At 35.6% G+C, this 15970-nt stretch carries 18 protein-coding genes; 14 read left to right on the top strand and 4 right to left on the bottom strand.

The annotated features are described in order from the left end of the window. Positions 1-103: 103 nt before the first annotated feature. Both ACZSMY_RS04760 and ACZSMY_RS04755 read left to right on the top strand, forming a co-directional pair. Positions 104-1135 (top strand): NAD-dependent formate dehydrogenase, encoded by a 1032-nt coding sequence (locus ACZSMY_RS04760; protein ID WP_212928196.1) that lies wholly within the window; start codon positions 104-106, stop codon positions 1133-1135. A gap of 491 nt (positions 1136-1626) precedes the next feature. Next, a complete protein-coding gene (locus ACZSMY_RS04755; RefSeq protein WP_465147496.1) occupies positions 1627-2826 on the top strand; it encodes an alpha/beta hydrolase fold domain-containing protein in 1200 nt (399 codons plus the stop codon). A gap of 119 nt (positions 2827-2945) precedes the next feature. Here ACZSMY_RS04755 and ACZSMY_RS04750 read toward each other — a convergent pair whose 3' ends face one another. Further along, positions 2946-3383: an Lrp/AsnC family transcriptional regulator gene (locus ACZSMY_RS04750; RefSeq protein WP_332093688.1), complete on the bottom strand. Its 438-nt coding sequence runs from the start codon at positions 3381-3383 to the stop codon at positions 2946-2948. 162 nt (positions 3384-3545) lie between these two features. Between ACZSMY_RS04750 and ACZSMY_RS04745 the strand changes: the two genes are divergently transcribed. Beyond that, positions 3546-4100, top strand: a complete 555-nt coding sequence (locus ACZSMY_RS04745) for a cysteine hydrolase family protein (protein ID WP_465147495.1) — start codon at positions 3546-3548, stop codon at positions 4098-4100. Positions 4101-4352: 252 nt separating this feature from the next. Here ACZSMY_RS04745 and ACZSMY_RS04740 read toward each other — a convergent pair whose 3' ends face one another. Beyond that, positions 4353-5021, bottom strand: coding sequence for a DNA alkylation repair protein (locus tag ACZSMY_RS04740; protein ID WP_455725395.1), 669 nt, complete (start codon positions 5019-5021; stop codon positions 4353-4355). Positions 5022-5112: 91 nt separating this feature from the next. Between ACZSMY_RS04740 and ACZSMY_RS04735 the strand changes: the two genes are divergently transcribed. From ACZSMY_RS04735 to ACZSMY_RS04690, 10 genes are all read left to right on the top strand, one after another. Continuing rightward, positions 5113-5871, top strand: a complete 759-nt coding sequence (locus tag ACZSMY_RS04735; RefSeq protein WP_465147494.1) for a sensor histidine kinase — start codon at positions 5113-5115, stop codon at positions 5869-5871. A 123-nt stretch (positions 5872-5994) separates the two neighbouring features. Further along, positions 5995-6762 carry an ABC transporter ATP-binding protein gene (locus ACZSMY_RS04730; RefSeq protein ID WP_465147493.1) on the top strand — a complete coding sequence of 256 codons (768 nt, stop codon included), beginning with the start codon at positions 5995-5997 and terminating at the stop codon, positions 6760-6762. Continuing rightward, complete coding sequence (locus tag ACZSMY_RS04725) at positions 6755-8770, top strand: ABC transporter permease (protein WP_465147492.1); 2016 nt, start codon at positions 6755-6757, stop codon at positions 8768-8770. Before ACZSMY_RS04730 ends, ACZSMY_RS04725 begins: the two co-directional genes overlap by 8 nt. Before the next feature lie 33 nt (positions 8771-8803). Then, entirely contained in the window at positions 8804-9097 is a 294-nt protein-coding gene (locus ACZSMY_RS04720; RefSeq protein ID WP_465147491.1) for a hypothetical protein, read from the top strand. After that, positions 9098-9592, top strand: coding sequence for a hypothetical protein (locus ACZSMY_RS04715; protein WP_465147490.1), 495 nt, complete (start codon positions 9098-9100; stop codon positions 9590-9592). It begins immediately after the preceding gene. A gap of 152 nt (positions 9593-9744) precedes the next feature. Continuing rightward, a complete protein-coding gene (locus tag ACZSMY_RS04710; protein WP_175297063.1) occupies positions 9745-9906 on the top strand; it encodes a hypothetical protein in 162 nt (53 codons plus the stop codon). Between the two features lie 314 nt (positions 9907-10220). After that, positions 10221-10619: a VOC family protein gene (locus ACZSMY_RS04705; protein ID WP_465147489.1), complete on the top strand. Its 399-nt coding sequence runs from the start codon at positions 10221-10223 to the stop codon at positions 10617-10619. Between the two features lie 358 nt (positions 10620-10977). Continuing rightward, the gene (xerS, locus tag ACZSMY_RS04700) at positions 10978-12063 is read left to right on the top strand and encodes a tyrosine recombinase XerS (RefSeq protein WP_042534061.1); all 1086 of its coding nucleotides are present in this window, start codon (positions 10978-10980) and stop codon (positions 12061-12063) included. A 119-nt stretch (positions 12064-12182) separates the two neighbouring features. Continuing rightward, positions 12183-12986, top strand: coding sequence for an LAGLIDADG family homing endonuclease (locus tag ACZSMY_RS04695; protein ID WP_212928189.1), 804 nt, complete (start codon positions 12183-12185; stop codon positions 12984-12986). Between the two features lie 4 nt (positions 12987-12990). Further along, entirely contained in the window at positions 12991-13368 is a 378-nt protein-coding gene (locus ACZSMY_RS04690) for a hypothetical protein (RefSeq protein WP_042534063.1), read from the top strand. A gap of 173 nt (positions 13369-13541) precedes the next feature. Here ACZSMY_RS04690 and ACZSMY_RS04685 read toward each other — a convergent pair whose 3' ends face one another. Then, on the bottom strand, positions 13542-14030 hold the full coding sequence (locus ACZSMY_RS04685) for a GNAT family N-acetyltransferase (RefSeq protein ID WP_042534064.1): 489 nt from the start codon (positions 14028-14030) through the stop codon (positions 13542-13544). Positions 14031-14178: 148 nt separating this feature from the next. Between ACZSMY_RS04685 and ACZSMY_RS04680 the strand changes: the two genes are divergently transcribed. Further along, positions 14179-14454, top strand: coding sequence for an acylphosphatase (locus ACZSMY_RS04680; RefSeq protein ID WP_042534065.1), 276 nt, complete (start codon positions 14179-14181; stop codon positions 14452-14454). 43 nt (positions 14455-14497) lie between these two features. On the opposite strand, the gene cls is transcribed toward ACZSMY_RS04680, so the two are convergent. Beyond that, on the bottom strand, positions 14498-15955 hold the full coding sequence (gene cls / locus ACZSMY_RS04675) for a cardiolipin synthase (RefSeq protein WP_042536270.1): 1458 nt from the start codon (positions 15953-15955) through the stop codon (positions 14498-14500). Positions 15956-15970 lie beyond the last annotated feature (15 nt).

Here is a 15970-nt window from a genome sequence, read left to right as displayed (position 1 = left end):
GTTTTTTCTATATAAAGGGGGTGTTATATGGAGAGCTAAAGTAAATAAAAAGACCCTGAAGAGAGAAGTAAGAAAATTTATAATGAAAAGGAGCAGGATTATAATGAAAATCGTTGCATTATTTCCAGCGTCAACAGGTTCTTCACAACTTCTAACTAAAGAGGCATCTTTAGGCTTAAGAGATTTTCTGAACGGCACAGAAGATGAGTTAGTATTGATAACTGATGATAAAGAAATCGATCAACATATTGAAGATATGGATGTTGTTATATCATCTCCTTTTTTACCGGCATATATTACAAAAGAACGTGTCGAAAAAGCAAAAAATCTTAAACTGGCAATTACTGCAGGAATTGGTTCTGACCATGTCGATATAGAAGCAGCAGCAGAAAAAGGGATTACGGTAGCCGAGGTAACTGGCAGTAATAACGAAAGTGTTGCGGAGCAAAATGTAATGGAAACATTGCTGCTCTTAAGAAATTATGAAGAGGGGCACAGGCAAGCGGAAGAAGGTGAATGGGATCTGCCAAGAGTAGGTTCTGGTGCCAATGAGCTATTAAATAAAAAAGTCGGCATTTTTGGCTTTGGCCGAATTGGTCAATTAACAGCAGAACGATTAAAAGCTTTTAATGTAGAATTGCAATATAATGATCCGTTTAGAAAGAAAGATGCAGAAGAAAGAATCGGAGTCGAATATGTTACGTTCGGTGAACTAATTAAAAGCTCTGACGTAGTGATTATTCAATCACCTTTAACTGCAGATACTGAGAATAAATTCGACCAGGAAATAATAAGTCAAATGAAAGAAAATGCTGTACTTGTTAACTGTGCTCGCGGTGCAATTGTAGATAAAAATGCAATTGTTCATGCGGTCAATGATGGTCGTATCAGATATGGCGGCGATGTTTGGTATCCACAACCAGCTCCAGTAGATCATCCATGGCGTTCTCTTAAACAAACAGGATTAACAGTACACTATTCTGGTATGACCGTAGAGGCGCAGGAAAGAATTCAAAAAGGCGTTATCGAGATGTTAACGAATTTAATGGAGAATACACCAATAAGAGATGAATATATTATTGTAGACAAAAATAAAGTTTCCCACCAAAGTTATCAGACAAACAAAAATAAATAAGCGCATTAGCGTAAATGTATGTCTCTCATTTTAGGAAAGAAGCTAAACTCTACAGTTTTACAGAGATAATTTAAAAGAAATCTCTAACTAATTTAGATTAATAACAGCAAAATATATTTCTAAAAATCAGATGGATTACTGAAGTGATATAAACCCTTTATAATAGTCCGTGTAAAATAGTACTGAAATTGAATTTGTACAAATTTCTGATTGTAAAGGGGCGGAAAAGCTATAGAGTATGAATGAAATATATTCTGTTACTTTGGAGCTTACTGAAAATAGATGTTGCCATAAAGCAACACTTCATTTATTTAATAGTAATCAAGCTACAACCCGACTAACATTGATTTAGTCGGGTTTATTTTATTTCAAAAATCATAAATGTAATGAACATTAGCGTATTTAAAGTAGTCTGACAAACAGGTTTTAGTTTCAAAAATCTCTTTTCAGGGTACCGCTATTCAGACATACTAACGAAAGAGAGAAAAGAAATGACATTTACAAAATTTAAATCTATTTTCAACAAAATTGGTATTATTGCTAGTTTACTCGTGCTAACTGGCGTGTGTGTTTTGCTTTGGCGCTCATTTTTTGCTAATGGATATGGTTCCTATTCAGGCCAAATTTCATTTTACCTGCTCACATTTCCTGTAGCATTATTCATTTTAGGTGTAGCAGCTTTCATTATTTTACTCTTTCTTATTTGGAAAAAATCTGCATTATTTTTAAAAATGATTTGGGCGGTCAACTGTATTTCTTTTTTAGGAATCGCGCTCCTATCTGGGATTCAAAACCAATATTATGCAGATCGTATTGACGCAGAAACTGCATTGATGGATAACTATACATTCTCTTTTTCTGGAACAGATACGTATTCCGATTTAGAAGAAGATGTTGTTTATAAAACTGCGGAAGATGGAGATTTATTACTGGATGTATGGAATACAAAAGTGAATGATGAAAATCGTCCTGTTATCGTAAATATTCATGGCGGAGGATGGAGCAGCGGGGATAAAAGTGAGGTTTCCTCATGGAGTAAATGGTTTAATTCGAAGGGATATGTTGTATTTAATGTGGAATACAGTCAAAATGGACCCGATATGTGGCAAAAACAAATTTCAGATACACATGATGTGTTAAACTGGATTGTTGAACATGCGGATGAATATCATTTAGATATAAACAGAATTAATTTAATAGGATCTTCTGCCGGGGGCCATTTAGCATTGTTAACAGGGTATACGGATTTAAAGGAAAACAGCCTTGCTCCCAGAGAAACGGATTCCGATTCCACCGTGGAAATAAATTCTATTATTAATCTATATGGGCCATCGGATTTATTACAGCTCTATGATGATACTAATAGTAAAGAATTTATTCAGCCACTGCTTGAACAGCTCATGGATGGCCAGCCAAAAACAGAAGAAATCAAACATCGTTATCTTCAAATGTCTCCTATCCAGTATGTAAATGAAACTTCTGCACCCACGATTTCATTTGTCGGTCTAAAAGATAAAGTAATACCTGAAGAGCAAATAGAGATACTGCATGAAAAACTCGAAGAAAATAATATAGACAACCAAACTTATTATTTTCCGTTTTCTGATCATAGTTATGACACTAACTGGGAAAGTATAGCTAATCAAACAACCAGACAAAAAATAGAAAAATTTTTAAGTAAATACAACTAGTATTTATTACGTAAGGGGGAAGCTCTTATCAATTTAAAAATATATTGATTATAATGTCTTTGAAAGAGATTTGGAAATGAATGACAAAAATGAGAGGGATTATATAATCCCCTCATTTTTTATTCTTCCATATCAAACGCATCAATTACTTTCTTTTCATAGGAAGACAGCACAATATTTGTTGATGGCGTTCCATATTGCATCGTCTCATCGATAAATTGTTCTAAGCTTTCCACTGAATGTGTGGCCAATTTGGCAATATAGCTCACTTCTCCGGCAACTCGATAACATTCAAGCACATCCGGATGATTATTACAAAAGTTCGATAACGCTTTACAATCAGTAGATTTAAACATGACAAGTGCAATAATGGGACGATGCAGCTTTTTCAAAGAGACATGCGCATGATAACCTTCGATAATTTGCTGCTCTTCTAATCTTCGTACTCTTTCTATGACGGACGGGGAGGTTAAGTGAACGGCTTTTGCTAACTCCTTCATGGAGATTTTCGCATTCTCCTGTAATATCCTCAAAATTTCTCTATCGATTTGGTTCATATAATACCTCAACCTTTTTTTATAAAACAGAATAACTTAAATTCCTAATTATGAAAAGATAAATACTCTAATTTCCTTTTTAAGACTATGTAAAAGCTTTTTATTGTTATATAAAATAAGATAATAGAAGGGGGAAGGCATAAAAGATGAAGGGGTGACGTTATGGAAGGAAATAAAGCATTAATCATAATAGATGTTCAAAAGGCGTTTGATGACAAAAAGTGGGGAGAGCGGAATAACTTTGATGCAGAAGAAAATATGAAGAAGGTATTAGATCGATGTCGGGAACATCAATGGGAGATTATTCATATTCAGCACATTTCAGATAATCCGGAGTCTGTATTTTATTATAAAGGAAAGGGATTTCCTATTAAACAAACGGTCGCTCCTTTGGAACAAGAAAAAGTAATAACAAAAAGAGTGAACAGTGCTTTTATTGGAACGCATTTAGATGAATATTTGCAAGCATGTCATATTGATACCATTGCAATTGCTGGTTTAACCACACCGCATTGCGTATCTACCACGACAAGAATGAGCGGGAATTTAGGGTATAAAACGTATCTGCTTTCAGATGCCACTGCTGCGTTTGGAATGAAAGATCATCATGGTAAATTCATAGATGCAGATACCATCCATCATTTGTCGCTGGCAACGATTCATGATGAATTTGCTAGTGTGTTGACTGCACAGCAGTTTATTGAATCAGTGCTGTGAAGACACTATAAATTGCAGGTGTGAAAAAGACAATATGAAGAAGAGTTGTTTTGAAAAGCTGTTAATCTAAAATTAATATGATATTTACTCTCAAACGCAAAACTATCGATAAGCAATATTGGATCCAATATTGCTTATCGATAGTAAAAGAGGTGCTGGTTCTTTTATAAAAGAAGCGCTCCTTTTATTATTCTAGTCCACTATTTTTAGACGGATTAGAATTGTAACGCGAAAGTAGTAAATTAAAGGTGATTAAATATGATGTCGTTTGTTAATTTCAATCGTAATAAACTCCGGCAAATAGCTGGGAGTACATCCTTTTGCTACTATTTCATCCTTGTAAAGGCCCGTTTTCTCGCCAAGTTTCATACAGCGTGAACGATTTTTTTCATCATAAATACCTATCCAGCCTGCTGTGAAATTCATAGCCCATTGAACTTCCGGTTCTTCCTGCATAATATTAGCTTCTAATGCAGCTAGCAGCTCTGCAGTATTATCAGGCGGTGCTTGTCCGATCCATCTCAAGCGCGCTTGATAATACCAGAAAGCTCGCCTTTGGAGAGCGCGGGGGCTATTTTCCCATGACTGCATCAATGCAATTCTCTTTTTGTCCTTGGTAAGCTGATTAGCCATTAACCAGTCCATTAAGTTATTTCGTTCATCAAACGTGTGAATTTGCATATCCTCATCAAGCTTATTAAGCACATCTTCTGAAAGAAGCTTTTTATCCATAATTAAGATGGCTAATAGTCTGGGTAAAAATGCTTCGGTCGACCAAAGCTCCAGAGCTAGTTCATGATCTTTTTTTATCTCCTTTGCGATTTTTCGTAAGTCTCCCAGCTTCGTTTTACTATTAATTTGAGCTAGAATGTCTTCTGCTTTTGAAGAACGTTTTATTTCTCCAGTTATTTTTTCATCCATTTTATACATCTCCTTGATTGTATATTTTCGTGAATTTATTTATGAATTTGATTATACATTTCTCCCCACCTTTCATCAAAAGCAAACGCATATGGAGATACAGCAATTACCGCTGCCGGGTAATTTAATAGAAAGTGACTATCAGGATTTACTGGAAAAATTGAGCGCAGCACATTCTCATCTGGAAAATACAAAAGCGGAAAAAGAGCAGGAGATTTTAGATTATTTCACCATGTGGGTCCATCAGATAAAAATACCGATTTCTGCCCTTCATTTAATTCTTCAAGATGAGGATAGGGAAGTGATGGAAGAAATGAGGGAACAGTTATTCAAAATCGATCAATACGTCGAATTGATATTACAGTATGTACGTTTAGGAAGCACTTCGACGGATTATCATTTTCAAAAAGTGGACTTGGATGCCATGATTCGTGAAAGCCTCAAAAAATATGCTTCTGTCTTTATTCGGAAAAAACTTCCAGTCCATTATGACAAAATAGATCAACGCATCGTTACCGATTCAAAATGGCTGAGCTTTGTGCTCGAACAAATTGTATCCAATGCGTTGAAATATACAAAGGAAGGAGCCATCTCTATTTACTTGGAAGAAAATGCTGTCGTGATAGAGGATACAGGCATCGGTATTCGCCCAGAAGATATCCCTCGTGTAGCTGAAAGAAATTTCACAGGGTTTACAGGACGCGAGCATAAGAGCGCCAGTGGAATTGGACTTTACCTTTCCAAGCAAATCCTGACGAAATTGGGGCATCAAATAAAAATTGAATCGGAGCCTAAAAAAGGAACGAAGGTTTCTATCGTGTTTGACGATAAACAAATGACAACAGAATAGCCAATCTAACAAAAATGTTAGAAACAAAGGAGAAATGTCAGATAGAACTGTAGATTGACATTTCTCTTTTTTGCTATTCTTTACCTATCAACAAGAAAGTTGTTGGAAGAAAGGAGATGTACCATGACACTTTTACAAGTTCAACATTTAAGAAAGGTCTATACAACCAGGTTTGGAGGAAATCAAGTAGAAGCACTCTCTGATGTCTCTTTCAGCGTGGACGCAGGAGATTATATAGCTATTATGGGGGAATCCGGCTCCGGTAAGACGACGTTATTAAATATTCTGGCGGCATTGGATAAGCCAACACGCGGTAATGTATTGCTGAACCGGAAAAATATTGTGCAGATACCTGAAAAAGAAATTTCTGCATTCCGGCGTAATAACCTCGGATTTGTATTTCAGGATTTCAACCTTTTAGATACGTTCTCGATACAGGATAATATCTTTGTTCCACTTGTTTTATCCGGAAAAAAGCATAAGGAAATGGAGCAGAAACTAATGCCGATAGCAAAGAAACTTGGCATCGAGCATATCTTGACTAAATTCCCGTATGAAGTATCAGGCGGTCAAAAGCAAAGAGCGGCAGTTGCCAGAGCATTGATTGCCGATCCGGAATTAATATTGGCAGATGAGCCGACTGGCGCTTTGGATTCCAAATCTACAGATGAATTGCTGGAGCATTTCGGACAAATTAATAAAGAGGGACAAACGATTTTGATGGTAACGCATAGTATTAAGGCAGCAAGTCACGCGGAACGCGTATTGTTTATTAAAGATGGAAATGTATTTCATGAATTGTATAAAGGAGATACATCCAATGAAGAAATGTTTCAAAAAGTCTCTCATACACTTGCTGTTTTAGCTGCAGGGGAGGATGGAAATGCGTAATGGCTTTTATTTAAAAATGGCGGCAGACAGTATACGTAAAAATGGCAAGATGTATTTTCCATTTATCATTTCCTGTATCAGTACGATTATGATGACGTATATCATTCAGGCATTATCGACCAATCCGGGCCTTTCGGAAATTCCGGGTGGAGAGAACTTAAAAACAATTCTTTCTATGGGGTATTTTGTATTAATTATATTTTCAACGATTTTTCTATTTTATATGAACAGCTTTTTAATGAAAAATAGAAAAAGGGAATTTGGTGTATACAATATCTTAGGCATGGATAAAAAGCATATCATGAAAATGCTTGCTTACGAAACCTTATATATTGCTGTATGCAGCATGGTCGTAGGATTTGTTGCAGGCACCATCCTTAATAAAGTTTGTGTATTATTGATTCGCCAAATGATGGGTGCGGATGTAGCTCTTGGGTCTGAGTTTTCTTCCGAAGCGGTGATATGGACACTAAACTTCTTTAGCATCATTTTTCTATTGATTTTATTGGGGAACATCTCTCAAATTCGATTAGCCAACCCGATAGAGCTTTTAAAAAGCGGAAATGTCGGTGAAAAAGAGCCAAAAACCAAAATCTTCTTTTCGATTCTTGGTGTTTTATTAACTGGGTGGGGTTATTATATTGTGTTAACCCTGCAATCGCCCATTAGTGGTATGCCTTATGCTTTTCTTGCAGCAGTATTGATTATTGCCGGTACGTATCTCTTATTTACCACCGGAAGTATTGCTGTACTCAAAATTTTAAAAAATAATAAAAACTATTATTATCAGACCAACCATTTTATCCCTGTTTCCGGCATGCTTTACCGGATGAAAAAGAATGCAGTAGGTCTTGGGAATATTACCATCTTATCTGTCGGTGTCATTCTTTTACTTTCTATCGCGGTTTCCTTATATATTGTATCTGAAAGTGATGATGCAACCTATTCAGGTAATGTGATTTCAGAGGTAAGATTACCAGAGGAAACAGATGAAACAGGGGAAGAAATCAAAGCAAAATTAAGTGAGCTGATTGATCAAACAGCTTCTGAAACCAACAATACCGTTACCGGTTCATCTTCTTATACCTATCTAAATTTTGTAACACTTGCTGCGGGCGATGGCTTCGAAGTCACAAAAGATGCCTATTCCATGTTAGCGAATGAGAGTCCGGTCAGTTTATATTTGACCGATCAGGAAAGCTATAATCAGTTAACTGGAGATAACCTGTCGCTTGATGAAAATGAAGTATATGTACATGGAACAGGGGATGAATATACAAATGAAACGCTTTCACTGATGGATTTTCAATTTTCCGTCAACGTTATGGAGGATATGGAAGAATTCTCGCTGGACAATGAAACGACAAGTTTAATTAGTGACACCTATTACATGATTGTTGATGATATAGAAACCCTTCGACAAATAGAGCAGCAGCAAAAAGAAATATTGGGTGACTATGCTGCAAGCACAAACGTTTCTACACAAATCAGCTTGGAACAAGGAGTAAATGACGATCAGGAAATAGCATTTGGAGAACAGCTGCGCTCAAATATGAAAAAGGAAGATATGGATATTGTCGTTGTAGACACACGATCAGAAGCAGCAAGTGACTTACAGGCCCTCCGAAGTGGTGTTTTGTTCATTGTTTTGAATTTAGCTGTCTTACTATTATTAATGACGGTACTGATTATTTATTATAAACAAACTTCTGAGGCTTATGACGATAAAGAGCGTTTTTCTATCCTGCAAAAAATCGGGTTGAATCGATCGGAAATTAAAAAAGCCATTAAATCTCAGATTTTAACCGTCTTTTTTCTTCCTGTCGTCGTAACAGGAATCCATATTTTAGCGATTTTCCTCCTCATGAGGAAATTAATGATTCTGGTCATGATTAATCAGGTGAACTTATTCCCAATCAGTGTGCTGATCGCTTTTCTGGTTTTCCTGATTGTTTATGTGGTCATCTACCGAATAACGGCACGCGTTTATTACAAAATTGTTCATTAAGTTATGTTATATGTATGAAAGAGGGGACAGGTTATGCATTTAAGTCTAATGGAGCTGCTGCTTATCTTTGCTGGAGGAGTTTTGATTTTAGGAATCCAGTTTTATTTATCGACCAGAAAGAATCGATTCATGGGGCTTTTATTTCCGATCGTATCCTTCGGGTATTCCATATATATGTTTTTAAAATCAGATTTCTTTTCCGATATGACATTCAGTATGAAAGCTTATATGTTCATTGCTCAAAATATTCCTGCGCTGGTTTTGTTGGTGATTTATTTTATTTGCCGTTGGAATATGAAAAAACGCAGGGAGAAAGGAGCAGTATAGATGAAAAAACAATTATTAATTTTAGTCGCTTTTACTACTACTTTTATTATACTTGTTGGGTGCAGTTCCTCCGGATCAAATGATGATGAAAACTTTTTTAGTGAAAGTATACGAAAAGCAGGCGATAAACTTACCGGTTTTTTTGGTGAACCCTCCTTAACAAAAGATAAATCATTAGAAGGAGAAAGAGCATTTGGAGAAGATGATTATACAGGAACGTATGAAGCGGTATATCAACATTTTTCAGGCACAGAAAATTTATTTGGCGGGGTATCACTTGATGGAAGTGAAGGAAAGGTGATTCAAATTACCTATAACGGAAACATCGAAAGCGGAGAAGCAGAAGTATTTTGGAATACCGCTGATTCAGAGAAGAAATTATTGTTTGAAGGCCACGGAGAGCATACAGAAACCGTCAGTTTACAAGGCGGCTGGGAATATCTCAGTTTGGAAGGGGATGAACTGGAAGCAGATATTCGGGTAAAGATTGAATAAAAGGATTGGTAAATCAAATTTAGCAGTATGGCAGCTATAGCTTCATCGGATGAGATAAGAGAACAGGTCGTTCTACAACCACTATTTGGAAGTAATTATCGCCATGCTATTACAACGTTTTGTACATACTAAAAGATAAGGAGGTGGCAGTAATGAGCAAAAAGAATAAAAATAAGAAAAACCAGCTATTTGAAGATAACAAAGGCGTTCAAGCTGTGCAAAATCAATTGAATGAAAGTTATCAAAGCGGAGTGGTTGAGGATCAATTAGAAAACAATCGGGGAATTCACCATTTTAATAATAAGAGCAGATAAAACGAAAATAACTGAGGCTGGGATATAACACCAGTCACAATCAATTTAAAAATGGTTCTGGTCATTGTTTTTAATGAAATGATTGGAACCATTTTTGGAATGAAATATTCTATTGCGATGGCTCGAATGCTGGTTTCGAGTTCATCGTAATTTTTTTACCTGAAAATATAAAGCAGGCGAAAAAATATTAATACGTTAATTCCCGACAGATAGCGTTTTTTTACATTTATGTCACGTAGAGAAAAAAATTTGAGCAATCGAGAAGAAGCTTTTATAATCCATTTATAGTAAACTGATGAAAAGGAGGCGTTTTAATGAGTGCAATGATTTTTGTTAACTTTCCAGTCAAGAACGTTGCTAATGCCACTGATTTTTACGAAAAACTAGGATTTACAAAGAACGATGACTTCTCTGATACCCATGCAAGCTGTATGGTATGGGACGAAAATTTTTATATTATGCTTTTAGAGCATGCTTTCTATCAACAGTTTCTCCAAGGTAAAAAGATTGCCGATACTCAAAAAGAAAATGCTGTTTTAATCTGCTTTAGCTTAGAAAGTGCTGAAGCAGTCAAAGAATTCGGCCGATTAGCGAAAGTAAACGGCGGTGATGCTTATCATGTCGACATGGGGATGCCGGAAGAACAAATGTATGGCTTAGAGGTGTCTGATATTGATGGAAATATGCTAGAACCGATGTGGATGAAGCAATAGGTATGGAATGAGTTTGAAATAAGTCTGTGAAAGATATATGCTATTGGTTTAGAAGTTAAAATTAAAAAACAGATATTAAGTGAATTATTCAATTAGATCTATACGTAACTCGATCCAATCCAACTGGCGATTATTTTTCAGTTGGATTTATTCTTTGAATTATTACTTTGAATAAATCCGGTATTTTATTCAAGAGAGAATATCAACATGAACAAATAGGGGGCAGGCAGAGAAAGAAGATTTATTTATTGGTGTATATAAAATATCATCCAAATAGATTATTACGTAAAATATAAATTTGACGTAATAATTGCAATTCTGATTACAGTCCTGTAAAATTTATCTATGAGGTGATCTAATGGCAAATCATTCAAAACAGCAACTTTACAATAAACTTCAAACGCTTCTTAAGGAACTTCCTTGGTATGTCGAGGAATTTATCAATCATAAAGAAAGAAAATTATCAGCAGCTTCATTACTCAATTACGCACACGATTATAAAATTTTTTTCAATTGGCTCGTGACCGAAAATTTTTATTCTGGTGAATTGAAAGATCTGCCCCTTGAGTCGCTTGAATCACTAACTGTTCAGGAAGCTGAACGATTTTTGACCTTTCTTAAATACCAATTACATAACAAGGAACTCACAATAAATCGCAAGTTATCTGCTTTAAAATCGCTTTTCAACTACCTGCAAAACATTGCTGAAACACGTGATTTACAGCCATATTTAAAACGTAATGTGATGGCAAAGCTTGAATTCAACGACATCAAAGAAAGTATGGAAACAACTGCAAATAAAATGGAAGGAAAAATCTTAATTGGTGATGAATATGAACGATTTCGCCAATTTGTTGCCCATGATTATGGTGAGCTTTATAAAGACAACAAAAAGCTTGCAAATTTTCACCGCCTAAATCGTGAACGTGATACAGCGGTTGTCTCGCTTATTTTAGGCTCTGGATTACGACTTTCAGAGGTTGTGAACCTGGATTTAGATGATATTGATCACAGCAAATTTACTGCACGTGTTATTCGTAAAGGAAACAAAGAACAATATGTTTATTTCAGCAAGCAAGCGATGGATGATTTAGATGAATATTTACAAATCAGAGCAAAACGCTATCATGTTGAGAAAACAAACAAAGCTTTATTTATCGCTGCTGCAATGGGACCAAAAGGCACACCAAGACGACTAACTGCGCGTTCTATTGAAAAGTTAATCGAAAAATACGCGAATGCTTTCGGAAAACCATCCTTATCCGTTCACAAACTAAGACATTCTTTTGCTACGAGGTATCACAATGAAATTAATGATGTACCGAAGTTAAGGCGCCAACTCGGCCACTCATCGATACAAACGACGATGATTTATACGCATATTAACAATGATGATTTGAAAAATGCTGTAGATAAAATGGATATGCCTAAAGGTGATGAGTGATTACTAGCGTATTATCCAATTCACTATACGATAAATTTTTAAATTCTCCTAGGTTTCCACTTGATTATACGAACGTTTGTTTGTATAATTAGAGAAACCAAACAAAAGGAGATAAAAAAATGCCTAGAAACCCAGGGGTCACGGACGAAGCTATTATTAGAATGTATAAAAGCGGTATGCCTTATAAAGAAATGGTTGCACGAGTCGGTATCTCTGATCGGGCTATTCGCAATGTAATCTATAAACATGGAGTTAAAATGAACAGAGAGCAATCTTCAGGGCAGCCGCGAAAGCATAAAGTTAATGAAAATTTCTTTAAAACGTGGTCACATGAAATGGCGTGGGTTTTGGGGTTGTTTATAACTGATGGTTGTATCAATCAGAGCATCTCTAGTGTTTCCTTAACTCAAAAAAATCAAACAATACTTCGTCAAGTGGCGAGATATATGGGTGCAGATTATATTTTATCGAAAAAATATAAAACAAGAACAACAGCAACATTGGTTATTAATTCAAAAGAAATTAAGAATGATTTAGCGAAGTTGGGAGTACTGCCTAATAAGTCATTATCTGTACAATTTCCTGAGGTGCCAGATGAGTTCCTCCCCTCTTTTATTAGAGGAGTTGTAGATGGTGATGGCTGGGTTCAAAAGAAAGGTTATGTGATGAATATTACTACAGCCAGTTTTAGCTTTGCCGAAGGACTTCTACTCGTTTTTCAAACATGGAAGCTGCGTAGTGAAATAACTGAAGAAATTACTCAATCTGGTAATCCAGTTTTTCGGGTTTGGGTAAAAGGTAAATTGTATCTTCCCAGACTGGCAGATATTATATACAATGACGAAATAGAGCATTATGAATCCTATAAAGAAAATTACTTAAGGCTTCATTCAAAAGCACATAATCAAATAATAAAGGAGTAATATAATGTGGAAATTAATTGATGGAAAGCTGATTCAGACAACAGATACATCGAGAGTAAAATTTAGAACAAATGTTAGCAAATCGATTATTGATCAATTAAATACATTGGCCATTCAATATGATACACACCCAAATTATTTATTAGAATCAGGCTTACAAGCGGTTTTAAAGCAAGGAGTTATTCAGTTTGATAAAAAATCTCGCCCTAAAGATCGTATTCAATATAAAACAACCTATGATAAAGAGTTATTACTTGAAATAAAGGATTTTGCAAAAGCACATAAATTAAGCGCCAATGATGTGCTAGAATATAGTGTTCATTTTATTGATTTTAACTCTGTGAAGAAGAGAAGCTATAAATATCGAATTGAAAAGCTTTAATTTTTTTATTTCCTATAACGCCCCCTACATAATATTTATTATGAGAACTAATAAAACAATCTATCTCACAACCAAGTATACTTTAGATAGTGAGACAAAATTAAATTTTTAACACTTTTGATTTTATATTCCATTGTTCATTCATACGGCTAAATCAAAATGATTTATTAATCTCAAACCTGATATTCATAAAGAGCTACAAAAAATTCACCAACCGTCTTTTGGCCGACTTGCTGAAATCCCTGACACTCATAAAAATAACATAAATTAGGTCTGTCAGCTGCACAATCCAATCTTATATATTTTTTCAGTTGCATTTTGGCTTGCTGCTTAGCCCAATCTATCAGGTTAACAGAAACGCCTTCTTTAGCATACTTTCTGCGTATAGCGATTTTATGCAAATATAAAGCGTCATTTTTATTTTCATGCGGCCAAAATATGTGATCCTGTTCCTGAACAATTATTGTTCCAGCAGATTCCCCATTTAAAAACCCAATAAACAGTTCATTCAGTGCATACTTTTCTAATAATGCTTCTTTGGTAAGTTCGCTAGTATACCACATTTCCTTATTTGTTCTCTTTAACCATTCGGCGGCTTCTTTTAAAATCGATGCAAATTGGTCTATCTCTTCCATATTAATATTTCTAATCATCCATTCCATATACGTCCCCTCCCTCCTTGCTCAGATACTTTGATTAATTATTCTTTTCATTTTATAATTTTCAGAATATTTATGTATGTAATTATATCACTTTACTGTAAATTGATAAATAAATTATGCTATCATATCTATTAAGAGGTGATTTTCTATGAAGTATGTATCTGCTAGAGTTCAAGGACGTGTGCAAGGAGTCGGGTTTCGGTACTTTACCCAACATGCTGCGATGAATCATGATATTGTCGGCTGGGTAAAAAATGAAGATGACGGTGCAGTAGCCTTTGAAGCATATGGAGAAGATAATAATGTAGACCGTTTTCTTGAAGAAATTAAAAAAGGCCCCTCTCGATTTGCAAAAGTAAATGAGATGGATGTCAATAAGCTTTCCGGAGATCCGGAGTATACCTCTTTTAACGTTAAATATTAAAAATAGAACGGGCACAGCGTGATAAAGCTGTGCCCGTTCTATTTTATAGAATTGGTGAAAGCAAACGGGAAATATCTTCTTTAAATTTAATCCATAAGGATCGTTTATGGTAGCGTTCAAGTGTTAACTCTGAGCTTAACTTACAATCTTCTTCAAATATATTGTGCAATTCATTAGAAACGGCTTCATCATACGTAATCGCATTTACTTCAAAATTCAACCGGAAGCTTCGGGAATCGATATTCATTGTTCCGACAGAAGCCATTTTCTTATCCACTACAATGGTTTTTGCGTGCAGAAAGCCATTCTCATAAAGCAATATTTTCGCTCCATATTCTAATAGATCTCCTGCATATGCCCATGTAGCCCAATACACGAACGGATGATCCGGCTTGCAAGGAATCATGATTCGTAAGTCTACTCCTGATAAAAGCGCCATTTTACAAGCATCCATGAAACTCGTATCCGGTATAAAATACGGCGTTTGAATACAGACACTCTCTTTTGCAGAGAGAATCATCTTAATATACATATTCTTTAAATGCTCCGTCTCAGAGTTTGGACCGCTGGAAACAACTTGCACCGGGCTTGTTCCATGGTGCTTCTCTAAATGGAAGCAAAACTTCTTATAATCATCATGAAGCTTATCCTTTCCAGCCTGGTGCCAGTCCATAATAAATCGGACCTGTATGTCGTTGACAGCATTTCCGTATATTTTTAAATGCGTATCGCGCCAGTAACCGAATTTTTTATCCTCTCCAAGGTACTCATCGCCGACGTTGAAGCCGCCAATATAGGAGAATTCACCATCAATAATGACCATTTTTCTGTGATTTCGATTATTGATTCGGAAGTTAATCAGCTTTAAGAAGGATGGGAAGAACACACGCACTTCTCCTCCCGCCTTTTTTAAGTCATCAAAGAATCGGGATGGCAACTTTTTTGATCCTACTTCATCGTATAAAACGCGGACCTTTACGCCTTCTTTTGCTTTAGTAATTAATGCGTCTCTTAATCTTTTCCCCAGTTGATCGGGCTGAATTATATAATATTGCACATTGACTTCTTGTTTCGCTTCCTTGATGTCATTCAGCAGAGCATCAAACTTTTTATGGCCATCCTTAAATATGAAAATTTCATTGTCCTCTGATAATCTGCCGTGAGAAGAGCGTAAATTCATGGTGACAATGTCATTGTACTGATTTAACCATGGGATATCATCCCGTTTTTCTTCCTCTATCAGTTTTAGTTGTGTGTCTACTTCTTCTTTAAGCAGTTTTTGTTCTTCTGCTGTTAAGCCATAAAAGTTATTCTGTTTTAGACTGCGGCCTAAAAAGATATAAATTAAAAATCCAACAATGGGCAAGAAAAATAAAATAAGCAGCCATGCCCAGGTATAGCCGACATCTCTTTTTTCAAAAAATAGCACACCTAGTGCCAGTAATAAATTAATAAAAATGACGATAGAACCAATCATCGTAATAATATTACCTATTTCCATTTCCAATATGATCAC

The organism is Oceanobacillus sp. B139/18 (assembly GCF_055524595.1).
This window is presented reverse-complemented; position numbering and strand designations above follow the sequence as displayed.